The sequence below is a fragment of the Lysinibacillus parviboronicapiens genome (assembly GCF_003049605.2).
Classification (GTDB): Bacteria; Bacillota; Bacilli; order Bacillales_A; family Planococcaceae; genus Lysinibacillus; species Lysinibacillus parviboronicapiens.
The window spans coordinates 3,975,367-4,000,737 of record NZ_CP073713.1; the positions used below are offsets into that span (position 1 = coordinate 3,975,367).

A 25,371-nucleotide genomic window follows, 5' to 3' on the forward strand; every position below is an offset into this window, starting at 1 on the left:
GAGCAGGATGACACCTGCCCACTCAGGATTATAATTACACAAGCGAAAGTGACAAATGCGAGCACTTTCGCCCTCGATTATTTTATCTAGCTTCGAGCACCCACCCAATACCCTGGGGCTCTTCACCTTATCTAATCATCGTTTTGATTTTTTCTTTTTGCCTTTTTTGGCGATGCCTTCGTAGAACTTTTGTTTTTGTTTTACGCCTTTTTTAGGACCTGGGCTTGAGCCATCTTTGCGACGACCACGTGGATCGCGGTCACTTTCACGTCGCTCTCCAGATTTCGAGGAGTCGCTGCGTTTCGAAGAATCGCCGCGTTTACTTGAGTCTCCACGTTTTGAAGAATCCCCACGCCCTGATTTATCATCCTCACGACGACCCTTGCGGCTACTGCGGCCATCTTTATTATCGTTATAGTTTTTACGTGCATGAATGACAGTCGGCATTGTTTTACGCGTACGTCCATAAGACGTAACCATTCCTACAATTTCGAAGTCAATCGATGATTCCTCAACGATGACATTCGCAACTCGTACTGTTACTTCATCTCCAATGCGGAATTGACGGTTTGTACGTTCACCGATCATGATCATTTGACGATCATCGAAACGGTAATAATCATCGGTCATATTGCTGATATGCACCAGACCTTCAATGGTGTTTGGTAGCTCAATGAACATCCCAAAATTCGTAATGGAAGAAACAATGCCCTCAAACTCTTCACCAATTTTATCGGACATATATTGTGCTTTCTTCAATGCATCTGTATCGCGTTCTGCATCAACAGCACGACGTTCACGCTCCGAAGTATGATCGGCAATTTCATCCATAGCCATGCTCCACTGGGCTACTGTCTCTCTTGACGTATCTTTATTAATTAAATACGTACGAATTAAGCGATGTACCACTAAGTCTGGATAACGACGAATCGGCGACGTGAAATGCGTATAGAAATCTGTCGATAGACCAAAGTGACCTATACTTTCAGGATAGTATTTTGCCTGTTGCATCGAACGTAGGAGCATTGTAGAAATAACAGGCTCCTCTGGCATGCCTTCAATTGCCGTTAAGACATCTTGTAATGCCTTTGGATGCACTGTATTTCCTGTACCTTTAATTAAAATACCGAAGTTTGTCACAAATTCAAAGAAACGTTGTAGTTTTTCTGGTTTTGGATCTTCGTGTATACGGTATAGGAATGGGACATTCATCCAGTGGAAATGTTCAGCAACTGTTTCGTTGGCTGCTAGCATGAAGTCTTCGATTAATTTCTCTGCTACAGTACGCTCACGCAACTCGATATCAACTGGCCAACCATCTTCATCGACGATTACCTTGGACTCCTTAAAGTCAAAGTCGATGGCACCGCGCATTTCACGTTTACGGCGTAAAATTTTAGAAAGCTCAGCCATGTTTTTAAACATTGGTACAAGCGGCTCATAACGAGCAATCAGTGCTTCATCCTGTTCCTCTAATATCTTGTAGACGTCTGTGTAGGTCATACGTTCCGTTGTTTTAATAACACTTTGGAAAATTTCATGTGAAATAACATTACCATTCCCATCAATAATCATTTCACAGGACAACGTTAGACGATCTACTTGTGGATTTAATGAACAAATACCATTTGATAATCGATGAGGAATCATCGGAATAACGCGGTCTGTTAAATAGACACTTGTTGCACGATCATAGGCTTCAATATCTAGCACTGAACCTTGTGTTACATAATAGCTAACATCTGCAATATGTACACCAAGTTTGTAAGTACCATCCACATTTTTCGTTACTGTCACAGCATCATCTAAATCTTTTGCATCTGCTCCGTCAATTGTGACAATCGTTTCATGACGTAAATCACGGCGACCTTCTAAATCTGCTTGTGAAATTTCATCTGGCACTCTTTGCGCAGCCGTAATAACTTCATCTGGGAATTCAGGTGGAATGTCATGTTTATATAAAATCGACAAGATGTCCACACCTGGGTCATTTTTGTGCCCTAAAATTTTTGTAATGTAGCCTGTTGCTGATTTTAAGTCTTCTGGCCATGTTGCTATTTCCACAACAACCTTATGTCCATCAACAGCTCCTAATGTATCGCCCTTTGCAATGAAAATATCCATTGGCAGTTTTTTATCATCTAACACCACGAAGCCAAAACCTCGATTTGCTTGGAATGTTCCAACAAATTTCGTTTGTCCTCGTTCCACTACCTTCGTAATTGTCCCTTCACGGCGATCACCGAATGATTCCTTTAAAACACGAATAAGCACCGTATCACCATTGATGGCACCATTTACTTCGTGCGGTGGAATGAACACATCATCCATTCCCTCAATATCAGGTGCAACAAAGCCAAAGCCCTTTGCATGTCCGATAAATTTACCACGCATTAAATTCATACGCTCTGGTAGGCCATAACGATTGGAACGAGAGCGGACTACCAAACCTTGTCCCTCCATACGCACGAGCGTTTTGACGAGTTCTTTAAATTCTTCAGCATCCTCAAAGCCAAATTTGTCCTCGATTTCACCCACTGTTAATGGCTTATATTCTTCTTCACCGAAAAAATCGAGTAAACGACTTTGTAGTGAATCTTTATGTTCTGTCATACATATTCCCTCCTTCTTGTGAAAATCCTAACTATACATTTTAGTGTGCCCAATTTAAGCTTTCTAAAAAACGCAAAATATCCTCATGTAATTGATCTTTTTCCTGATCTAGTGTAATAACATGCTTTGAGTTTTCATACCACTTGATGTGTTTTTCAAGTGACTCAGTTTGATTATATATAATGTTGGCAGATTCTGTCTCAATTACCTCATCATTAGTAGCCTGAATGACAAAAATTGGCGCATAAATCATATCGATTTCCTTACGTGTCTGTGAGATAAAGTCACGTAAATCTTGCAAAGAAGGCATGCCTTGCTCTGCAATGACAGAAATTTCAGTATCAATTTGTGCTTCATTTTTTCCTTCAAATTTTTTATAGTCTTTTGCATATTTTAATACACCTTCAAACATAACATCGGTAGTCCGCATTGTCATAGGTGCACACATCGTAATGATGCCCTTTACAGGATTATTTAAGGCAACATTTAAAGCCATAACACCGCCTAGTGAAAGTCCTGCTACGGCAATTTCTCGATAACCCGCTTCCTGTAATTGTTGGTAGGCCGCTACAACATCCTGCCACCAGTCCGCTGGGCCTGTTGTGATTAGTTCTTCAGGTTCCACACCGTGACCTTTATAATGAGGTGCTAATGTAGTATACCCTTTTTTCTCTAAAAATCTTCCTAGCATACGCACATCTGCAGAGCTACCCGTAAATCCATGCAATAATAGTACCGCACGAGGTCCTGCCTGAAAGAAAAAAGGCTGTGATAGTGATTTATTCATTGCAAGCTCTCCTTCATCATTAAACATCTATGTCTATTATACCCACAATCCATTACGCCTTGACGTTATACGTCCGAATTTTGAATTTGTGCCAGCTCAACTAACGCTTTTCAAAACCCATGACATCCCTGGAGTGTCATCTTCACTCAATAAATTTATGTACACCCACTCGCCAACCAACTTGGCGTCTTATTCTGAATGACTATAAAAGAAAACGCCCAACCATGCGTGGTTAGGCGATACATCTTCAACTATTAGATTTTTGTAATAGCGATTGCTAAAATAAAAAATAATACTGCTAACACAATTGTTGCGCGGTGAAGAATTAAATCCATACCACGTGCTTTTTGTTTTCCAAATAGTTGTTCAGCTCCACCCGAGATGGCACCTGACAAGCCTGCACTTTTACTTGATTGAAGTAATACAACAACAACCAATGCTAATGATACGACAACTAATGATACTAATACTACTGTATGCATCTACTGCACCTCCCGAACTTTGAAACATCACAACACACTACATTATAACAAAAAAAGGGTACCATGACAATCGAAGATCACAAAATCACAATATTTGTCTATTATTAGTAGATTTCTTTTAAAATGGCATTACCTTTCTATTTTTGCGGAATATAATGTATTGAAATCTAAAAACGGGAGGGTTATGTATGAAGAAAAAAATACCGCTTGTTCTTTTCCTTTGGCTAGTAAGCTTACTTGGGGCTTGTGCAGGTGAGATTGATACAACACTAACGGAAGAAGAGGTGGCGCTTGAAGAATCCCAAGATTCCCAAGATACTGCTGAATCTGCTGGAGAACTAAAGCACCCGGAAAGTAAGGCTTTATCCTCTAAAATATCAACCAATGATCTTTTTTCTACCACATTGTTTGACGAAGACCCCGCACTGCTCCAATTCATCAAAAAAATAGAAAAACATATTGCAAAATTAGAGAAAGACTTCGAAGTGACGTATACAGGTAAACTGCGGGGTGAAGACTTTGAGCAGCAACTCAATGATCTGGCGAATTTACTGTCCCATGTTAACCCTTATACAGCAGGTTATTTCCTTGACTATCAGTGGACATATTGGGAAGAAGATAAAGAGTACCCAGTTAAATTAAATATTACCTATTTAACAGATGCTAAAAAAGAAGGGCATATCGATGCCTATGTAAAAAACTTTGTGAATACATACATTTCAAATGATATGAATGATTTCGAACGAGCGAAGGCCGTAAATGACCACGTTGTTTTACTAGCCACTTACACAGAACAAGGCGCTACAGAAGGTCAAACCGTTTATGAGCTTATTCAAGATGGTACTGCCGTTTGTCAAGCTTACGCATTATTAGCCTATCGTTTATTTTTGGCAGCTGGTCTTGATGCTGACTACGTATATGGCTATAGTAACGACGAATTGCATGCCTGGAATTTAGTGAACGTCGATGGCGATTGGTACCATATCGATACAACATGGAATGACATCGACGCCAGTGAACCGTATGCAATTTCCTACGAATACTTTTTATTAAATGATGAAAAACTAAGCCAAGATCATCTTTGGCAAACAGAAAACTACCATGCTGCCACAAGCGATGCCTATGCTATTATGCATAATATGTGGTATGCAGATACAGCCAATAACGCGATTTACTATAACAGCATTCAGGATGGCAAAGTATATAAGTATGATTTAGCAACAAATGTTAATAAGCAAATTACAGAAACATCGTGCTACTATTTAGCTGTCCATCACGATGCTATATATTGTAGTGATTATGATAATGCTGGTTACTTAACAAAAATTCTTTCGAGTGATGGCAGTGAAGAAGTTTTGCTCGAGCAGGAAGTACTTAATCTTAATTTGGAAAATGATGTACTTTACTATGAAACAATAGACGGTGAGATTATGGAAGAAGTACTTAAATAAGAACTCTTTTATTAGGTATTAGTTATGAGCTATACGCACTTTAACAAAATTACCATAATCTATTAACAAATCTATCATTTCCTCTTCACATTACTCCTTTACAATTAGTAACGAATTCACCTAAAAGGAGGAAAATCATGAAATACTCAAAAAAATGGAGCTCATTGTTTTTAGCAAGTGCTATTACCTTATCATCGCTTAGCATGACGCAACCAGCAGTACAAGCAGCAGAGGTGAAGAAACCAACTAATGTTATTATGTTGGTGATGGATGGTAGTAGTAATAATGCCATCACTCTTTCCCGTTGGTATAAAGGTGAAGCCCTGGCAATGGACGAAATTTTAACGGGTGCTATGCGTACGTACTCTGCTGAATCAGCTATCACGGACTCAGCTCCTGCTGCAACGGCGTTAGCAACTGGCCATAAATCTAATGATAAATATGTCGGTGTTTTACCATCTGTCATTAACTCTCCAGGACTAGAACAGATTGCACAAGAAGACGGCTTTAAACCTGTAGCCAATGTTTTAGAAGGGGCAAAGCAACAGGGTAAATCAACTGGATTAATTTCCACGTCTGAAATTCAACATGCCACACCAGCAGGCTTTTCTGCTCATGTTAACAATAGAAGTCAATATGGTGAAATAGCAGAGCAACAAGTTTATCAAAACATAGATGTCGTATTAGGCGGCGGTTTAGAATCGCTCTCACCAGGGACGACGAAGAATGCTCGTAAAGATGGCGAAAATTTAGTGAATGTCTTACAAGAGAAGAATTACGAAATTGTTAAAACACGCGATGAGCTACTAAATAGTCAATCAGCTAAAATTTGGGGCAGCTTTGCACCTAGTGCACTTGCCTATGATTTAGACCGTGCGAAAACGAGAGCCTCAGAACCAACTCTTGCTGAAATGACAAACAAAGCCATTGATACGCTCAAAAAAGATGAAGACGGCTTCTTCTTATTTGTGGAAGGTAGTAAGGTAGACTGGGCAGCACATGCCAACGATACAATTGGTATGATTAGTGATATTTTATCGTTCGATGATGCTGTGAAAGAAGCAATTGACTTTGCTAAAGAAGATGGTAACACAATGGTTATCGCCGTAACAGACCACGGTAATAGCGGAATTACGATGGGAAATGCCAATACAACAAGTACGTATTCAAGCATCCCTGTCTCTGCCTATATCGACCCATTGAAAAAAGCAACGATGACAATTGAAGGTGCGCTTAGTCAATTAAAAGAAGACAAATCAAATCTAATTGAAGTAGCTGCATTATACGGTTTAGATAATTTAACAGAGGACGAACTTTCCACGTTAAACACAGCAAAAGACTTGAGCAGTGAAATGGTAAAAATGCTCGCTAACCGTGCAAATATCGGCTTTACAACGGGTGGCCATACGGGCGAAGATGTATTCTTATACTCATTCGGTCCATCAAAAGTGACTGGCCTAGTAGAAAATACTGATTTAGCTCATGCAATGGCTCAGTTTATGGACTTTGATTTAGCTAAGCTTACGGACAATTTATATAAACCTGCAACGAAAGAATTAACAGCAAAAGGTTTTACAACAAAAATTGACCTAACTGATAAGGAGAACCCAAAATTCATTGCTAAAAAAGACGACATGACCGTAACCATTCCAGTGAACAAGAATATAGTGATTTATGATCAAATTTCAACGAATGGCGAAGTAACTTCAAAAACGCAAACTTTTGATACAATCCATGTTTACAATGGCTCAGAATTCTACATTTCACAAAAAGTATTAAATACGCTAAAATGAAACTCCAATCCGTGGGTGCTCTTTCCCACGGATTGTTAGTTGAACCAATCGGGCTTTACGGTCAGTTCATTTAGTCTTACTGACCGTTTAGCGGGATAAAGTGAAACTCCAATCCGTGGGTGCTCTTTCCTACGGATTGTTAGTTGAACCAATCGGGCTTTACGGTCAGTTCATTAACCATACGGGAAGTCTTACTGACCGTTTAGCGGGAGTAAGTGAAACTCCTATCCGTGCTTCACGGATTGTTAGTTGAACCAATCGGGCTTTACGGTCAGTTCATTTACCATGTAGGAAGTCTTACTGACCGTTTAGCGGGAGTAAGTGAAACTTCTTTCCGTGCTTCACGGATTGTTAGCTGAACCCAATCGAGCTTTACGGTCAGTTCATTTACCATACGGGAAGTCTTACTGACCGTTTAGCGGGAGTAAGTGAAACTTCTTTCCGTGCTTCACGGATTGTTAGCTGAACCCAATCGGGCTTTATGGTCAGTTCATTTACCATACGGGAAGTCTTACTGACCGTTTAGCGGGATAAAGTGAAACTTCTTTCCGTGGGTGTTCTATCCCACGGATTGTTAGTTGAACCCAATCGGGCTTTACGGTCAGTTCATCGACCACGATGGACCTTTTACTGACCGTTCAGGCTGAAAAAAATAAAAAATCATGCGATATCATAAGTTGCGTTAATCAACTTATGATATCGCATTCTTTCTTCCTTACCTTATTGTTCTTTGAACGATTTTCGTATAAACTGATTCACAACATTTACTCAAAAAAATTCCCTCATTCCCCTTCATATCAATCTACTTCCAATGAATCTTAATTTAATCTTAATTTAATCTTATTATTTTATGAATTCGCTATGAATTAGCAACATTTTTCTACACATACCGTCAAAACAGTGTTAAAAAATAAATATACAAAAATAACTTGAAATAATAACTCGTAATCTAGTATATTTACACAAGTTGTTATTACTTACATTTTTTAAAAATTGGAGGTGGATAGATGCAATCCATCAAAAAAAATGAGCATCTACGTTTTATAGGTTTGACACTGTTTTATTTCATCGTCTTGGTATTACTATTTTTAATTCATGGCTTCCATGATATGAACGCCGGGCCATTTATATATACGGAATTTTAGAAAAAGGAGATTTTAATATGTTAAGTGTAATAGCCGCTATTCGAGATGCGGCCCTACAAAATCCTAATCATCCAGCTTACGAAACCAATAATGAGTCAATAACATATGGTGAACTTTGGGATTACTCGGATTGTTTAGCACATCATTTAATGGCACTAAAGTTAACAAGACAACAGCCTATTATTGTTTACGGACATATGTCCCCTTTACAGCTTGTTGCTTTTTTAGGCACCGTTAAATCAGGGCATCCTTATGTACCCGTCGATTCTTCTACACCAGCGGAGCGCCTTCAAGTCATTATAGAAGCATCAGAAGCTTGCCTGTTACTTACGACAGAGGAATTAACTACGCCCCTATCCATTCCCGTAGTAGCAGTAAGCGACTGTATGACACAAAAAACAAACACGACAATTCAGCCTACCACTTGGGTAAAAGATCAAGAGATTCATTACATCATCTACACATCAGGCTCTACTGGGAAGCCAAAAGGTGTCCAAATTACGGCAAATAATTTAGCTCATTTTGTAGCTTGGATGAATGAGCACTTCCCTATCCAGCAATCAGGTGTATTTCTAAATCAAGCACCTTACTCCTTTGATCTGTCTGTGATGGATTTGTATCCTTCACTAGTTGGGGGACACACGCTTTACGCCATCACGCACGAACAAATTTCGAATCCAAAGTCATTATTCGATGATTTAGCAGGCTCAGGTATAGGTGTGTGGACTTCTACCCCGTCCTTTGCCAAAATGTGTTTGATGAATAAGGATTGGCATCAGGGATTAATGCCCGCGTTAAATACTTTCTTGTTCTGTGGCGAGATTTTGCCTAAAAAAGTCGTAAAAGAATTAATGCTTCGCTTCCCACAAGCTTCTATCTTCAATTTATATGGACCGACTGAAACAACAGTTGCCGTTTCATACGTTGAAGTAACTAAAGAACTTTTGCAACGATTTGAACAGTTACCGATTGCTTCTATGACTGAGCCTAATCTATCTCTACACGAAAATGGTGAGATTATCATCTCTGGGCCAACTGTAAGTGCAGGCTATCTTGGAGCACCAGATTTAACGTCAAAGGCATTTCCTTCAGTAGAGGGCTCTCGTGTTTATAAAACAGGGGATATTGGCTATGAAAAGGATGGTTACTTATTCTTTGCAGGCCGAACGGATTTCCAGGTGAAATTGCATGGCTATCGATTAGAAATTGAAGAAATTGAAAAACAGATTGGCGATTTATCGCCTGTAAATGGCTGTGTCGTTGTTCCTGTGATAAAAGGGGATGACATTGTATCGCTAAGTGCTTATATTGTTCTTCGTGACCAGCTTTTAGATTCGGCATTTCAGATGACGAAACAGCTTAAATCTTTATTATCGGATCGATTACCTTCTTACATGATTCCAAAAAAATTCATATACATCGACTCATTACCTTTAAATACAAATGGTAAGGTTGATCGTAAAGGATTGGCGGTTATGGAGAAAGTATGACGCCTTATGGAAATATCACTTTTTTCATCATAATTAGTATTTTATTGATACCTACTATTCTATTAGGACTAAGCGGGAAAACGGCCAAGCGCTATAATATTTTTATTTCAATAGTTATTTTAGCCATTATTTTCGGTCATTCAGTCAACGGTACTGTTTCACTTGTACTTTTCACCTTATTCCAATTAGTACTGATTATTAGTTACCAAAAATATCGGTTGCAAAAAAACAGCACTATGGTATTTGTCATAGCCGTAGTACTTGCTATTTTTCCACTGGTACTTGTGAAGGTACTACCAATTCTAGGGCTACATCATTTATTTGGTTTTCTTGGCGTGTCCTACATTACCTTTAAATCTGTACAAATGATTTTAGAAACACGCGATGGCCTGATAAAAGATAAAATTTCTGTGATAGAACTTGCATACTTCTTATTGTTCTTTCCAACAGTATCCTCCGGTCCAATCGATCGCTGGCGCCGCTTTTATAAAGATATGCAAACAGTGCCCTCTGCTAATGACTATCAAAAGCTACTGTTCAGTGGCATTAACTATATATTTGTAGGTTTTTTATATAAATTTATTTTAGCTTACCTTATTTATAATTATACGCTTATTTATTTACCTAACCATACGTATAACTATTTGACACCTTTTCAAGGACATATAGCGTATATGTATATGTACAGCTTTTATTTATTTTTCGATTTTGCGGGTTACAGTGCATTTGCTGTTGGTGTTAGTCGCATTATGGGCATTCAAACACCGATTAACTTTAACCGACCGTTTACAAGTCGTAATATTAAAGATTTTTGGAATCGCTGGCATATGAGCCTTTCCTTCTGGTTTAGAGATTATGTCTATATGCGGTTTGTGCTATGGATGACGAAAAAAAAATGGATTAAAAACAAGTACACTGTTTCGTATCTTGGCTTCTTTTTACTGTTCTTTTTAATGGGTATTTGGCATGGACTCGAATGGCACTATGTCGTGTACGGACTGTATCATGCCATGCTAATTATCAGCTTCGATAAATTTGAACGCTGGAACAAAAAACATAAACGCTGGCCAAAAAATAAATGGACACATGCAATAGGCATATTTATCACCTTTAATGCGGTTTGTTTTGGTTTCTATATTTTTTCAGGTCAATTATTTTAAACACTAAAGGAGAATGATTAAAATGGAAAAACAACAAATACTAGAAATGCTCGTAGACTTATGTGAGGATGATATAGTGTTAGAAAACACGGACATCGATTTATTTGAAGAAGGGCTTCTTGATTCTTTTGGTACCATCAATCTATTAGTAGAAATTGAAACTCGCTTTGATATCTCAGTGCCAATCACAGATTTTAATCGTGAGGAATGGAACACGCCTAATCGTATTGCTGCGAAATTAGCTGAAAGACAATGATTAAAAAAGGTTTTTTAGCACTTTTAGTAGCATTTGTTCTATTTGCTGCCTTTGTTTTCTTTCCGAATTCTTGGATAAAGGCATGGATTTCAGACGCACATGTTGAACAAGCAAAGACCAGTATGGCCCCCTTGATGTTTCAAGGCATGTATTTACAGGAACGCATGTTACAAGAGTCTAATTCTATGCCATTATACGGTTCTTCGGAGTTAAATCGTTTTGACCCCTTTCATCCTTATAATTACGTGCGTGCTACGGATGCCCCCTATTCGACATTTATGATTGGACGTGGGGGTATGCAATCCATAACACACTTTTTAAATTTTGCTGCACAAGAGAAAAATTTAAAAGATAAAAAAATTGTCTTTATCATTTCGCCACAATGGTTCACAGAAAAAGGCATGGGAGAGCTTCATTTCTCGCCCAACTATTCCATGTTACATGCCTATGATTTAGCATTTAATAAGGAAATCGATGCCACACTTCGAAATGATGCGATGGAACGTCTACTGCAATTCGATACGGTAAAGCGTGACCATCTCTTACAAACTATGTATCAATATAAAATGTCTGATGGTAAGGAAAATCCAATTATGGGGCGTTTTGCTATGATGGCAGGTCATGTGCATAAAGCATTACTAGAGAAAAAGGATTTATATTACTCTCTTTTCCCTCATAAGTCTCATAATTTAAAAAGTAATGACAAGCTTATTACTAATCAAACATTTGAACAGCAACTACAACATGCAGAGGCCTACGGAGAAAAACGTGTCTCAAATGAATTAATGATTGAAAATAAGTTTTACAAGCGACTGGAAAATTCTAACCTTAAAAAGTTAGAGGGCTTCCGTAAACATGAAAACTATACTGAATCACCTGAATATAAGGATTTTCAGTTAGTCATTGATGTGTTGAAGGATGCAGGTGCAAAGCCTCTATTCGTGTCTATTCCAGTTAATGGTCGCTGGTATGATTACGGACACTATCCACAAGATCGTCGTCAGGAGTATTACAAAAAGATGGAGCAAGTATTAACAGCTGCAGATGTGCCGTATGTCGATTTTTCTGACCACGAGTATGATCCATATTTTATTATGGATACGATTCATATTGCGTGGAAGGGCTGGGTATACCTAGACCAGGAACTCGATAAATATTGGGAACAATCTTAAAAACAAACAGGGTCAGTCCTAAGTGATCGTATTTATCACTCAGGGCTGACCCTTTAACTACAATATTTAAAAGATGTCTAACGCAATACTTCCTTCACATAATGCGCCATTTGTCCACTGACATCACTGAGCTTTTCGATAGCATCGCTAAACTGTTGCACGAGCTCTGCTTGTTCGTTCGAGGCAGCTTCTATATGCCCGACACTTTCCATAAGGGCTTGTATATTACTTGTAATTGTTTTAAGGGATGTTTCAATCTGTTCTGTCGCAGTGGACGTTTCACTCGAAAGTTTACGTACTTCTTGTGCCACAATATTAAATCCAGCACCATATTGTCCTGCACGTGCTGCCTCAATAGATGCATTTAAGCCTAGTAAATTTGTTTGCTTGGAAATCGTTTTGATGAAGTCCGTCACCTCATTAGAGCGAGACGAGTTCTCTAACGCATGGCGAGATTTCTCAGCAATCGATTCACTCGTTGCTGATAATTCTTCAGAATGTGCTGCGATAGTATGTATTTTCGACTGTAATTCTTGAATAATAGATTGCAGGCTTTCCATAAAAGCTTCCACTTTACCCTGTGCCTCTATCGGAAAGAGCAAGCTTAATACCCCTACAACTGCACCATTTTCACGTACAGGATAGATTTCACTATTTATTGGAATACCAAAATGTTCTGTTGGAATACTACGTTTAATAATTTTCCCTTTCACCACTTGCTGAAAATCTGGTGTATTCTCAGCGATAGAGCCAACCTTCAACTGTGTTTTTACCTTTGTACCATCTGTTATAAATAGTACTTTCCTTGTGTCTTTATCATTTAATGTAATGGCAATGTCGTTATTAAATACTTCATGAAAAACCGGTAAAGTCTCAACTAATGATTGCAATACGCCCATACTATTCCTCCTTATTTGTTTCAATTATAGCCTATATGAAGTTGGAAAACTTCAATTTTTTTCCTCCATAACAGTTATACAATTTATTTTAAATAACAAAAATAAGCACTGCTACCTAAAAAAATTGCCTCAAAAGCATTCATATACTTCTGAGGCAATTTATTTGAGTGAACTGCTCGACATTCGAAATGTATCAAGCAATTAAACATCAATGACAATCATTTTAAATTATAGAAAGAATTTAATCCAAGATACTCTGCTGTTGAACCAAGTTGATCTTCGATGCGAAGTAGTTGGTTATATTTCGCAACACGGTCTGTACGTGATGGAGCACCTGTTTTAATTTGACCTGCGTTTGTTGCTACAGCGATATCAGCAATCGTAGCATCTTCTGATTCACCTGAACGGTGAGAAATAACAGCTGTATAGCCAGCACGTTTCGCCATTTCAATTGCTTCAAATGTTTCTGTTAAAGTACCGATTTGGTTCACTTTAATAAGGATAGCATTTCCTACGCCTTGCTCAATACCAGCAGCTAATTTTTGTGTATTTGTTACGAATAGATCATCACCTACTAATTGTACGCGAGAACCAATACGATCTGTTAATAACTTATGACCAGCCCAGTCATTTTCGTCTAAGCCGTCTTCGATAGAGATAATTGGATACTTAGCAGTCAACTCATCGTACCAATCAACCATTTCCTCAGAAGTTTTCACAACGCCTTCACCATCTAAGTGGTATTTGCCATCTTCTTTGTTGAATAACTCAGATGAAGCAACATCCATTGCAAGTTTCACTTCTTCACCTGCTTTATAGCCAGCTTTTTCGATTGCTTCAATAATTACTGTAATTGCTTCCTCGTTTGAACCAAGGTTTGGTGCAAAACCGCCTTCATCACCGACAGCTGTATTGTAGCCTTTGTCTTTTAATACGGCTTTTAAGTTATGGAAAATTTCAGCGCCCATGCGTAGTGCATGACGGAAACTTTCAGCCCCTACAGGCATTACCATGAATTCTTGAATATCTACGTTGTTGTCAGCGTGAGCACCTCCATTTATGATGTTCATCATAGGGACTGGTAATTGTTTTGAGTTGAAACCGCCAAGATATTGATAAAGAGGTACATCTAAATAATCTGCCGCAGCATGTGCCACTGCCATTGATACGCCTAAAATTGCATTAGCGCCTAGCTTTCCTTTGTTTTCTGTGCCATCAAGCTCGATTAAAGCTTTGTCGATGACAACTTGGTCAAGAACAGAGAAGTTACCTTCTAATTCTTCTGCAATTATTGTATTTACATTTTCAACTGCTTTTAATACACCTTTGCCTAGGTAACGTGATTTGTCACCGTCGCGTAATTCTACTGCTTCGTATTCACCTGTAGATGCACCAGATGGCACGATCGCACGGCCAAAAGCGCCTGATTCCGTAAATACTTCTACTTCTACTGTTGGGTTCCCACGTGAGTCTAAAACTTCGCGCGCATAAATCTGTGTAATAAATGGCATAATTAATTCTCCTCTTTTTTAATTAATGATTGACCTGTCATTTCAATAGGTTGTGACACCTCTAATAATTCTAACATGGTAGGCGCCAAATCGGCTAAAATACCACCATTTCTTAACATTATATTTGATTTTGTCACAATCACTGGAACAGGGTTTGTTGTATGAGCTGTCATTGGCTGTCCTTCTAAAGTCATCACTTCATCCGAATTACCATGGTCAGCTGTAATAATAGCTGCGCCACCTTTTGCAAGTAGGGCATCTACTACTTTACCTAGACATTCATCTACTGCTTCGATTGCTTTAATTGTTGGTTCTAACATCCCACTATGCCCAACCATATCTGGGTTCGCAAAATTTAATAAAATACCATCAAATTTTTCAGCAGCAATCTCTGCAAGCAATGCTTCTGTTACTTCATAAGCACTCATTTCAGGTTTTAAATCGTATGTCGCTACTTTGGGAGAAGCAATTAAAATACGCTCTTCACCAGCAAATTTGTCCTCACGTCCACCACTCATAAAGAATGTAACATGTGGATACTTTTCTGTTTCTGCAATACGAAGCTGGGTTTTGCCATTAGAGGCTAGCACTTCACCAACCGTATTTTTTAAGTTGTCATTTTCATAGGCAACTTGTGCATTCACTTCATCACTATAATGCGTGAAAGATACGAATTTTAAATTTTTAGGATGGTTTGCCGATAAGGCCAAGCCATTGAAATCACTATTCGTAAACACTTTAGATAGTTGAATCGCTCGATCCGGACGGAAATTGAAGAAAATCACAGCGTCATTATCACCAATTGTCGCCACCGCTTCTCCATGCTCTTGAACACTAAAAGGTATTACAAATTCATCTGTTACCTCGCGTTCATACGATTCAGTTATGCCCCCTTTTGCACTTTCTGCTGATTGACCGACTCCATCAACTAATACGTTGTAAGTGAGTGCTACACGATCCCAGCGTTTGTCACGATCCATGGCATAGTAACGTCCATGAATCGAGGCAAATTGACCAATGCCGATGTCAGCCATTTGTTTTTCCGTTTCTTCAATATAGGCAATGGCTGTTGTTGGACCAACATCACGACCATCTAAGAAACCATGAACAAATACATCCGCTAACCCTTGCTCTTTCGCCAATTTCAATAAGGCAAACAAATGCTGATAATGGCTATGCACACCACCATCTGATAGTAAGCCCATGAGATGTAGCTTCGAGTTATGTGCTTTGGCATGTGCTATCGCATCTAAAAAAGCTTGGTTTGTAAAGAAGTCGCCCTCACGAATTGATTTATTTAGACGTGTTAAGCTTTGGTACACAATACGGCCAGCACCGATATTTAAGTGTCCAACCTCAGAATTCCCCATTTGTCCGTCTGGTAACCCTACAGCTTCACCAGACGCAGTTAATGTTGAATGTGGGAACTGATTCCAATAACGATCAAAATTTGGTTTTTTTGCTTGCGCTACTGCATTTCCGAATGTTTCATCACGAAATGCAAAGCCATCTAAAATAATTAATGCTACTGGCTTTTTAGGCATTTGCTGCCGCCTCCAATAATTTCAAATATGAATCTGGTTGTAAGCTCGCGCCACCAACTAGTGCACCATCGATATGTTCTTTCGTTAATAATTCTTTAATATTGTCTGGTTTCACGCTACCGCCGTATTGAATGCGCACAGCCTCTGCTGTTTCACCATCATAAAGTTCTTTCACAACTGCACGAATCGCGCCACATACTTGGTTGGCATCGTCCGCTGTTGCAGTTTTACCTGTGCCAATCGCCCAAATAGGTTCATAGGCGATGACCATATGCTCTACTTCTTGTGCAGAAAAACCAGCAAGTGCTGCAGTAATTTGGCCAGCTACCTTGCGTTCTGTAATACCTGCTTCTCGTTCCTCAAGCGTTTCACCACAACATATTATTGGTACAATACTATGTGCCAAAGCTGCTGCGACCTTTTTATTTACCGCTTCATCAGTTTCATTATAATATTCACGTCGTTCAGAATGTCCTAAGATCACATAGTCTACTTCAACACTCGCAAGTTGTGCTGGGCTAATTTCTCCGGTAAAAGCACCCTCATTTGCGTCATGCATCGTTTGTGCACCAATGGCTAGCTCAGATTCGCTAGCTACCTGTACAAGTGTTGGCAAGAATAGCGCCGGTGCGCAAATAACAGCATCTACTTTGTCATTTGAAGGGAGTTTGTCCTGTACGGCATCGACAAACTGTATCGCCTCATCAAATGTCTTATACATTTTCCAGTTTCCTGCAATAATTGGTTTACGCATCGTTGGTGTCCCCTATCTTTTATTTTTCCCGAACTAACGGGTAGGTATGAAGTTTATTTGAAATCCACCGCTTAACCTTCTACTTATCATTTAACGCTACAATACCAGGTAGTTCTTTACCTTCCATTAATTCAAGTGAAGCACCGCCACCTGTTGAGATGTGATCCATATTGTTCGCTACTTCGAACTTTTCCACAGCCGCAGCAGAATCACCACCACCGATCACTGTATAGCCATTTGTTGTTGCCATTGCCTGTGCAACAGTTTTTGTACCATTAGCGAATTTATCCATTTCAAAGACACCCATTGGGCCATTCCAGATGATTAACTTAGAATTTTTTATAACCTCAGCATATTTTTCAGCTGTTTTTGGTCCGATATCTAGACCCATCCAATCTGATGGAATCGCATTTACATCTACGATCTTCGTGTCAGCATCTTTTGAAAATTCGTTTGCTACAACAGCATCAATTGGCATATGTAGTTGCACGCCTTTTGCGTTTGCTTTTTCAATGAAAGATTTTGCTAACTCAATTTTATCTTCTTCTAATAATGAATTACCAACATCGTACCCCTGTGCTTTAATGAAAGTAAATGATAGTCCACCACCGATAATTAAGTGATCTACCTTTTCTAATAAGCTTTCGATCACACCGATTTTATCTTTTACTTTGGCACCACCAATAATCGCTGTAAACGGACGTTCTGGATTAGATAAAGCTTTACCAAGAACATCTAGCTCTTTTTGCATTAAGAAGCCGGATACAGCAGGTATATGCTTCGCAATTCCTTCAGTTGACGCGTGTGCCCGGTGTGCTGCTCCAAAGGCATCATTGACATAAATATCCGCTATACTTGCAAATTGTGCGGCAAGTGCAGGATCATTTTTCTCTTCACCAGCATGGAAGCGCACGTTTTCAAGTAGTACGATATCGCCGTCTTGCATATTCGCAACTGCTGCTTCTACAACTTCACCAATTGACTCATCCAATTTTGTCACCGATTTGCCCATCAATTCAGCTAAGCGAATACCCACTGCTGTTAAACGCATACCTTCGTTGACTTCACCTTTTGGACGACCTAAATGGGACGCTAAAATTACTTTAGCCCCCTGTTCTACTAAGTACTCGATTGTAGGAATAGCTGCCCGAATACGCGTTTCATCTGTAATTGCGCCATCAGCCATTGGTACATTAAAATCTACACGTACGAATACCCGCTTGCCTTTTACATCAATATCTTTCATTGTCTTTTTATTTAACATGAAGAAACCCCCTTCAAAGTTTTTTTGGCTCGAGTCTGTTATGTGCTTCCCCCATCTTGGTTCTACACAATTTCCACCGATGCCTTTATTTGTGAAAATACTTTTACTAAATAGTAGCAAAAGTCACGTTATATGTCTTTTAAAAAACTGTATTATTTTTTTATCAAAAAAGGAGTAAGGGTAAACGTCCCCTACTCCCATTACCCTTGTATATTATATCTTTTAGATATTATAAAGGCTATACTTTTTATGCGTAAAAAGCGGTATTATGTCACACTTTTTACTTCAAATCACGAATTATGACACTTATTTATGATTTAAACCTTGTTGTGCCATATATAAAGCTAAGTCCATTAAGCGAGTAGAGTAACCAATTTCGTTATCATACCACGCAAGAACTTTTACCATGCTATTTTCTAATACCATCGTAGAAAGACCATCTACAGTTGAAGAATTATGGTTGCCATTGTAGTCAATTGATACGAGCGGTAACTCATTGTAGCCTAAAATATCTTTCAGCTCATTTTCAGAAGCTTCTTTTAAAGCAGCATTGATAGCATCTTTCGTCACCTCTGCTTTTAACTCGACAACTAAGTCCACACAAGAAACATTTGGTGTCGGTACACGCATAGAGAAGCCATCTAATTTCCCTTTTAACTGTGGTAATACTTTAGAAACCGCAACTGCTGCTCCTGTTGTTGTAGGAATCATCGACACTGCTCCTGCACGAGCGCGACGAGGATCAGAGTGCGGGAAATCTAGAATACGTTGGTCATTTGTATATGAGTGAATTGTTGTCATCATACCGCGTTCAATGCCGAATTTTTCATCTAGCACTTTTGCTACTGGTGCAAGACAGTTTGTTGTACAAGATGCATTGGAAATCACATCATCAGTTTGTGGATTGTAATCCTGGTGGTTAACACCCATTACAAATGTCGGCATGTCACCTTTCGCTGGCGCAGAAAGAATCGCCTTTTTTGCACCTGCTTCAATATGCTTGCTTACTTCTTCCATTGAACGGAATTTACCTGTACACTCAAGCACCACATCAACACCAAGCTCACCCCAAGGTAATTGCGCAGGGTCTTTTTCAGCAAATACTTTCACTTTTTTACCATTCACTACGAAAGAATCGCCATCTGCATATACTTCAGCATCATAGATACCGTGTACAGAATCATATGTTAATAAATGCGCGAGTTGGCCAGCATCTGTTAAGTCATTCACTGCAACGACTTCAAATTCTTCCTGCTTCATTGCTTCACGAAATACTAATCGTCCAATACGTCCAAATCCATTAATTGCTAATTTTAATGCCATTGTAAATTCCTCCAATAATGTTTGTATTTATATTTACAGGTAACGTTCAGCAATTTCTTTTGCTGCCGCTTCATCCGTTATAAAAATAGTCTGCTTTGGCGCTACTTTAAAATAAGAAAGCATCGCGTTCACTTTTTGTTTACCTGCTGCCACCGCAATGACATGCTTACATTGCTCTACTTGTTCAAGCTGAATACCAATCGTACGAATACGATGGACAATTGCTCCTTCAGCATTAAAGTAATAGCCAAACGCTTCACTGACAGCTCCTTTTTCCTCGAGAATCCGTAAATCCTCTGGCGACGAATTACGACGAACTGCCATTTCCTCCGCAGAGCCGATACCATGAATCACGCAGTCTGCCCGATCATAGTAAGCCATCATTTCAATAACCATTGGCTCTTTCAGCATCGCTTGATAGGCTTGCTCACTTAAATGCTCTGGTAAAAACAAAGTTCGATGTTGGGCATTCATCTGCATTGCAAATGTTGCGACAAGTGTATTGGCCTGCATTTGCATTTCATGTCCAATTCCCCCACGTGCAGCAACAAATGTTACGTTCTGCTTGGCGTCAATTGGTTGTAAAAATTGCGCAAGCGAAGCCACCGATTTGCCACCTGTAACAGCGACAACTTGCTCACCAATAATGTTTGATAAAAATTGGTGTGCTGCCTCTTTACCAAGCAATGTCAATACCGTTTCATCATCATTATAATCGCCTGGTACAACGATCACATGTTGCAAGCCAAAACGTTTTTCGAGTAATTTAGCAAGCTGTGTAAGTCCAGACCATTCATAAACCAATGCTCGTAGCTGTTCAATAACGGCGATGCCATCACTCGTACATACCATACCCAATTTTTGAATATCTAATAACCCTTGCTCACGTAAAATGTCTGTTTCTTTTCGTATTTCACGTTCTGTCATTTTTAGTGATTCTGCAAGTGTTCGTCGTCCAATAGGTTGCATTAGTTGAATCGATTGCAAGATGCGATATCTTGATTGAAGAAGCGGATACATTTCCGGAAGTAGTCTTTGCTGTGCCTCTGGTATGGTTAACATACACATCTACTACCTTTCTATTATAATGGGACGTTTTTTATCCCACTATATAAAATTGTGTCCCACTTATGATTTCATTATAATACTTAAATTAAAAAAGGGCAAGTAAATAATGGTATTCACATTTATTTATTTGACCTAGCAGGCAAAGGTAAAAAACCACAAAAAAACTTTTTTATAGTTCTTTGTGGCTTCTCATTTTTTAAAATCGGTTTATTTTATATGTAGAACATGTTTAAGCTACACGAAATGGTTTATTCATATGTAACAACCCGTAAATAATGAAAAAGATTCCGCAAGTAAATACATTTAGTATCATATAAAAATGCCATAGGTTTTATCACCTACCCATCGATAAAATATACGATATATTAAATAACTTACAATAAGTATAACTATTAATCTTATTGACACAATTCCGACAATGAATAAGCAAGTAAATAGAATTACCATTTTCTTAGCTGAAGCTCTTCGTTCGATATCTGAATTGCCTTTTGCAATAAGTAAAAACATTATATATATGTTGATGATAGGTATAAAACTTAGATATGCAACTTCCTCGTAACCATTTGCTTTTGCAGTCCTATAATATATCAAAGACAAAATAACATAAAAAAGTATGAAATAAAGAATTTCAAAAAAATGAATGTTCAAACAATACACTTCCCCGCCCTTTTGTTAAATCCAATCCATACAATAACTTATTTACCAATAAATTTCCATGAATATTTTTACCTAATTAATCGTTATAAAACCAAAAATAGGTATTTTGTAAAAGGATAAAAAAACTTAGGAGCATCATTGTTTTGAAAACGGTGTACTTCGGTAATAAGAAACAATCCGTTCTCACCCTCTACAAAAAAATCTCGTAACCTTCAATTGCGGTTACGAGATTTTTTGTCAATTAATTTGTAAAAGATAATACAGCGTTTTTCTTGAAACTTGCTAAAGCTTTTGTAGCCTCATTTTTGTTTGTGTATTCAAAAATACGAATATCCTTTTTCTCAAATACTGTAATAACCCACATTGTAAAATCTCCCTTCAAATTGTTTTTGTAATATAACAAACACTAAAATGTGATAATTTCATTCGAACTGTCTTATAACAACTTCTTACTGCTTCCTATTGTACTCCGATTTTCTTTAAAAGAAAGCATTACGTGAAGCTCTTCACAAACTGTTCATATTCAAAACGCTTTCATTGAACAAATTGTGAAAACTATTATTTTATAGGCATAAACAATAAAACACTCGGTTTAAAAGAGCGCTTCTTTTAAACTGAGTGTTTATAATTATTTCATATTTTGCTTCATTAAATGGGCAATTTGCTGTTCGTTTGATTGCTCTACTTCTTCTAAATGCTTAATGACTAAATTTTGTCGGTCTATTGAATGATTTTGACTCAATTTCTTTTTACCTTCCATGCGTGAGATGTTTATTTTAAAGCCCTGAACGCCTTTATTTAAATTCGTTATTAACTGGGCATCCACTTCAGATAAGCTATAGGGACTACCCTTGCCTTCATATTTTGCAATCATATTGTTAAAAGAATTGACTAATTCCTCTTCCTTCTCAATAAGCTCTATTTCTCCGTAAACATGCACCGCTACATAATTCCATGTAGGGACAGCTTGATTTGTTTCATACCATGATGGAGATATGTAGCAATGAGGACCTTGGAAGACCGCTAAAACATGTTGGTGCTCGATGTTCTTCCATTGCGGATTGCCTTTTGCAAAATGGCCAATCAAACAATTTTGCGTTTCATCGAATATTAAAGGAAGATGAGTAGCATATGGCATCCCTTCATAAGTTGAAAACAAAGTTGCAAAACTGTTCACTTGTATTATTTCTATCATTTCCGAGTCATCTTTGATTTTAAATGCTGCTGGTATATACATGAGCAAAACCCCTTTCTTCTATTTATTCAATACAGCTATAAAAGCCCTTGTGCGAGGGTTGCGTAATCTAAATTGCCGTATTGTAGAATATGACCATCCTTTTCCACTACAGGAATCATGAGCATATATTTTTCATGTATGACTTCGTCTACCTCAATATCGATTATTTCTATATCAAACGCGATATCTTCTTGCACAAGCTTTAAAGTACGTAAGCCTTCTACACATAATTCACAGTTAGATCGACTAAAAAATTTTACGTTCATTCTGTCCCACCTCCTAACGCTATTATAAAACGAAATAGTCTGTTCTGTGTGAGCCTGTTACTACAAAAAAAACTGTGCAAGAAGATTACTTCCTACACAGTCTAGTTATTATTTTTTTAAATGGCTATCTAAGAATTTAAGCATAGCATTATAGAACTCAATGCGATTTTCTTCATTTTGGAAGCCATGCCCTTCATTTTCCTTCAACATGTACTCAACATCGACACCTCTATCACGTAACGCTTTTACGATTTGATCAGACTCTGCCTGATTTACACGTGGGTCATTAGCGCCTTGAGCTACGAATAACGGTGTTTTAATTTTATCTACATGGAACACTGGTGAAGCAGCTGTTAATAGCTCTTTATCTTTTTCTGGATGTCCTACACGCTCATAGAACATGTTACGCATTGTTTCCCAATATGGTGGAATTGTATCTAACAATGTGAAGATATTTGATACACCTACATAATCAACTGCCGCTGCATATAAATCAGGTGTTTTCGTAATACCTGCTAATGTTGCATAACCACCGAATGATGCACCGTAAATACCGATACGCTCAGGATCTGCAATACCTTGATCAATAGCCCATTGTACGCCATCTGTAATATCGTCTTGAATTTTCAGACCCCACTGCTTATTACCAGCTTCCAGGAATTCTTTACCATAACCTGTAGAAGAGCGGAAATTCACTTGTAATACAGCATAGCCACGGTTCGCAAGTAATTGGACTTCTGGGTTAAAGCCCCACATATCACGTGCCCATGGACCGCCGTGTGGATTGACGATAAGTGGTAGGTTTTTAGCATCTTTGTTTTTTGGTAGTGTTAAATAACCGTTAATAGTTAGTCCATCTCGGCTCTTATATGAAATAGGGTGCATTTGTGCTAACTCTTCTGGGTTTAACCATGGGCTTAAAGTTGTCAGCTCTGTTAATTCATCTGTTGTTGAATCATAGTAATAATATTTGCCATATACAGTGTCACTTGACACGCTGACAATAAATTTCGTCATTTCTTTATTGTAATCGTTAATGCCTAATTCGCTTTCTTCAACGCCTAATTTAGTTTGTAACTTGCGGAATAGTTCCTCAAAGTCTTTATCGAAAAATTGATAATGCGTTTTATCTGTTAAATAAGCTCCGTAAAGTAACTTATCTTGCTCTGCACTATATAATACGCCCGCTACATCTACCTCTGCGTTAGACATAATGACTTCTTCTTTGCCTTCTAAATCATATTTTACGAATTCTACTTTGTCTCTTCCTTTATTAGTAGTTGCGTAAATATGTTTATTATCTTTAGAGAAAGCAAGTGGTGTAACTTCATCTCCTGCTGCCATTTCAATAAATGGTTTGAATTCATCTTTTTCTGTCTCACGATATAAAACAGTACCTTCTACACCATCTGAAGCAACGGCAATTCGAATATTTCCATCGCGATCAGCTAGCCAGCTCGCAATATTACCTGGGTTTTTAGCAACATGTTTTGTCTCGCCAGTTTTAACATTTAGCTTGTACACATCAAAGACAGTTGCATCTTCTTTATTCATCATAATTAGAATTTCATCTTTAACGCCTTGTAAACCACTTAATAACCCAACTGTTACATTTGGATATGGTGTTAAATCCTTTTCCTCATTGCCATTAAATGATGTTGAATAAATGTGGAAGTTTTCATCTCCACCTTTATCCTTTAAGTATAGTAAATTATCATCTTTCCAGAAGGATCCAGCGATATCACGATCCGTTGAGCTCGATACACGTACTGGCTCGCTATCATCATTCATTTTTTTCACAAAAACATTTGAACGATTTTCCCATGCAGCGGAATAAGTAAGATAATTACCATCTGGTGAAAGTGAATAGCCAAAGCTACCAGGATTTTTCATGAAATCTTCAACGGAAATTTCTTTCACGCCTTCATTACTAACTCCGTTTTTCACATTTTTAGCATTGTTTAAAATTTTGACTGCATCTTGTTTTGAAATCGTTTCACTATTTGACAGACCGTTAAATAAACCAAGCTTATTAGCTTTTTCTTGATACTCAGCAAGTGTAGTTTCTTTTTCCTCTTTATTTAAAGCTCTGACTAAAATACGTGCTGCTTCATCACGTTTAATATGAACACTTAAATCTTTTAATTCCTCACCTTTTACCCACTTATCAATGATTTGTTGACGCATTGTCTCTGAACCATGTTGGAATGTTAGAGCTGTTACAGTTAAACCTAGAAAATCTTTAGCAGATAGACTTTCCTCTTTTACTTCTACTTGACTACTAGTTTCATTGGCAGCGCGTACTTCCTGCATCGAAACAGGATAGACAGCAGATGCTGTTAAAATGACTGCTAATGATGCTGTTAAAAATCTTTTCTTCAAAATGACTCCTCCTTATATCAGTTCGCGTTATATCGTTTGTCGATATAATAAAATTATAACAATTTCAGCATTTTTGTCAATAAATGATAATAATTAAAGAAAATTTCCTTTTCAACC

The 25,371-nt window shown here is 38.1% G+C and carries 21 protein-coding genes; 7 read left to right on the plus strand and 14 right to left on the minus strand.

Annotated features, from left to right (window positions below):
• Nucleotides 1-135: 135 nt before the first annotated feature.
• From rnr to secG, 3 genes are all read right to left on the minus strand, one after another.
• A complete protein-coding gene (gene rnr / locus C9J31_RS19240; RefSeq protein WP_107949312.1) occupies nucleotides 136-2,613 on the minus strand; it encodes a ribonuclease R in 2,478 nt (825 codons plus the stop codon).
• Between the two features lie 40 nt (nucleotides 2,614-2,653).
• On the minus strand, nucleotides 2,654-3,400 hold the full coding sequence (locus tag C9J31_RS19245) for an alpha/beta hydrolase (protein WP_107949314.1): 747 nt from the start codon (nucleotides 3,398-3,400) through the stop codon (nucleotides 2,654-2,656).
• Between the two features lie 254 nt (nucleotides 3,401-3,654).
• Nucleotides 3,655-3,882 (minus strand): preprotein translocase subunit SecG, encoded by a 228-nt coding sequence (gene secG, locus C9J31_RS19250; protein ID WP_010857413.1) that lies wholly within the window; start codon nucleotides 3,880-3,882, stop codon nucleotides 3,655-3,657.
• A gap of 188 nt (nucleotides 3,883-4,070) precedes the next feature.
• Between secG and C9J31_RS19255 the strand changes: the two genes are divergently transcribed.
• The 7 genes from C9J31_RS19255 (at nucleotide 4,071) to dltD (ending at nucleotide 12,349) form a co-directional block, all read left to right on the plus strand.
• Nucleotides 4,071-5,333, plus strand: coding sequence for a transglutaminase domain-containing protein (locus C9J31_RS19255; protein WP_107949316.1), 1,263 nt, complete (start codon nucleotides 4,071-4,073; stop codon nucleotides 5,331-5,333).
• A 137-nt stretch (nucleotides 5,334-5,470) separates the two neighbouring features.
• Nucleotides 5,471-7,126 carry an alkaline phosphatase gene (locus tag C9J31_RS19260; RefSeq protein ID WP_107949318.1) on the plus strand — a complete coding sequence of 552 codons (1,656 nt, stop codon included), beginning with the start codon at nucleotides 5,471-5,473 and terminating at the stop codon, nucleotides 7,124-7,126.
• 1,007 nt (nucleotides 7,127-8,133) lie between these two features.
• Complete coding sequence (locus C9J31_RS19265; RefSeq protein WP_054767976.1) at nucleotides 8,134-8,271, plus strand: teichoic acid D-Ala incorporation-associated protein DltX; 138 nt, start codon at nucleotides 8,134-8,136, stop codon at nucleotides 8,269-8,271.
• 17 nt (nucleotides 8,272-8,288) lie between these two features.
• Nucleotides 8,289-9,761: a D-alanine--poly(phosphoribitol) ligase subunit DltA gene (dltA, locus tag C9J31_RS19270; protein WP_107949320.1), complete on the plus strand. Its 1,473-nt coding sequence runs from the start codon at nucleotides 8,289-8,291 to the stop codon at nucleotides 9,759-9,761.
• The gene (gene dltB / locus C9J31_RS19275) at nucleotides 9,758-10,921 is read left to right on the plus strand and encodes a D-alanyl-lipoteichoic acid biosynthesis protein DltB (RefSeq protein WP_107949321.1); all 1,164 of its coding nucleotides are present in this window, start codon (nucleotides 9,758-9,760) and stop codon (nucleotides 10,919-10,921) included. Before dltA ends, dltB begins: the two co-directional genes overlap by 4 nt.
• Nucleotides 10,922-10,943: 22 nt before the next feature.
• Complete coding sequence (gene dltC / locus C9J31_RS19280) at nucleotides 10,944-11,177, plus strand: D-alanine--poly(phosphoribitol) ligase subunit 2 (protein WP_054768007.1); 234 nt, start codon at nucleotides 10,944-10,946, stop codon at nucleotides 11,175-11,177.
• A complete protein-coding gene (dltD, locus tag C9J31_RS19285; RefSeq protein ID WP_107949323.1) occupies nucleotides 11,174-12,349 on the plus strand; it encodes a D-alanyl-lipoteichoic acid biosynthesis protein DltD in 1,176 nt (391 codons plus the stop codon). The genes dltC and dltD overlap by 4 nt, the downstream gene beginning before the upstream one ends.
• A 77-nt stretch (nucleotides 12,350-12,426) precedes the next feature.
• Here dltD and C9J31_RS19290 read toward each other — a convergent pair whose 3' ends face one another.
• The 11 genes from C9J31_RS19290 to C9J31_RS19335 form a co-directional block, all read right to left on the minus strand.
• Nucleotides 12,427-13,248, minus strand: a complete 822-nt coding sequence (locus C9J31_RS19290; protein ID WP_107949325.1) for a methyl-accepting chemotaxis protein — start codon at nucleotides 13,246-13,248, stop codon at nucleotides 12,427-12,429.
• 218 nt (nucleotides 13,249-13,466) lie between these two features.
• On the minus strand, nucleotides 13,467-14,759 hold the full coding sequence (gene eno, locus C9J31_RS19295) for a phosphopyruvate hydratase (protein WP_107949327.1): 1,293 nt from the start codon (nucleotides 14,757-14,759) through the stop codon (nucleotides 13,467-13,469).
• Between the two features lie 2 nt (nucleotides 14,760-14,761).
• The gene (gene gpmI, locus C9J31_RS19300; RefSeq protein WP_107949329.1) at nucleotides 14,762-16,303 is read right to left on the minus strand and encodes a 2,3-bisphosphoglycerate-independent phosphoglycerate mutase; all 1,542 of its coding nucleotides are present in this window, start codon (nucleotides 16,301-16,303) and stop codon (nucleotides 14,762-14,764) included.
• Nucleotides 16,296-17,057, minus strand: a complete 762-nt coding sequence (tpiA, locus tag C9J31_RS19305) for a triose-phosphate isomerase (protein WP_054767973.1) — start codon at nucleotides 17,055-17,057, stop codon at nucleotides 16,296-16,298. The genes gpmI and tpiA overlap by 8 nt, the downstream gene beginning before the upstream one ends.
• Before the next feature lie 79 nt (nucleotides 17,058-17,136).
• Nucleotides 17,137-18,321: a phosphoglycerate kinase gene (locus C9J31_RS19310; protein ID WP_107949330.1), complete on the minus strand. Its 1,185-nt coding sequence runs from the start codon at nucleotides 18,319-18,321 to the stop codon at nucleotides 17,137-17,139.
• 306 nt (nucleotides 18,322-18,627) lie between these two features.
• On the minus strand, nucleotides 18,628-19,644 hold the full coding sequence (gap, locus tag C9J31_RS19315) for a type I glyceraldehyde-3-phosphate dehydrogenase (RefSeq protein WP_107925253.1): 1,017 nt from the start codon (nucleotides 19,642-19,644) through the stop codon (nucleotides 18,628-18,630).
• Between the two features lie 33 nt (nucleotides 19,645-19,677).
• Complete coding sequence (locus C9J31_RS19320) at nucleotides 19,678-20,706, minus strand: sugar-binding transcriptional regulator (protein ID WP_107949332.1); 1,029 nt, start codon at nucleotides 20,704-20,706, stop codon at nucleotides 19,678-19,680.
• 904 nt (nucleotides 20,707-21,610) lie between these two features.
• On the minus strand, nucleotides 21,611-21,733 hold the full coding sequence (locus C9J31_RS24055) for a hypothetical protein (RefSeq protein WP_010857399.1): 123 nt from the start codon (nucleotides 21,731-21,733) through the stop codon (nucleotides 21,611-21,613).
• A gap of 264 nt (nucleotides 21,734-21,997) precedes the next feature.
• Complete coding sequence (locus C9J31_RS19325) at nucleotides 21,998-22,606, minus strand: FMN-binding negative transcriptional regulator (protein WP_107949336.1); 609 nt, start codon at nucleotides 22,604-22,606, stop codon at nucleotides 21,998-22,000.
• A gap of 35 nt (nucleotides 22,607-22,641) precedes the next feature.
• Entirely contained in the window at nucleotides 22,642-22,872 is a 231-nt protein-coding gene (locus C9J31_RS19330) for a glutaredoxin family protein (protein WP_107949338.1), read from the minus strand.
• A 108-nt stretch (nucleotides 22,873-22,980) separates the two neighbouring features.
• Nucleotides 22,981-25,254, minus strand: coding sequence for a S9 family peptidase (locus C9J31_RS19335; protein WP_107949340.1), 2,274 nt, complete (start codon nucleotides 25,252-25,254; stop codon nucleotides 22,981-22,983).
• Nucleotides 25,255-25,371 lie beyond the last annotated feature (117 nt).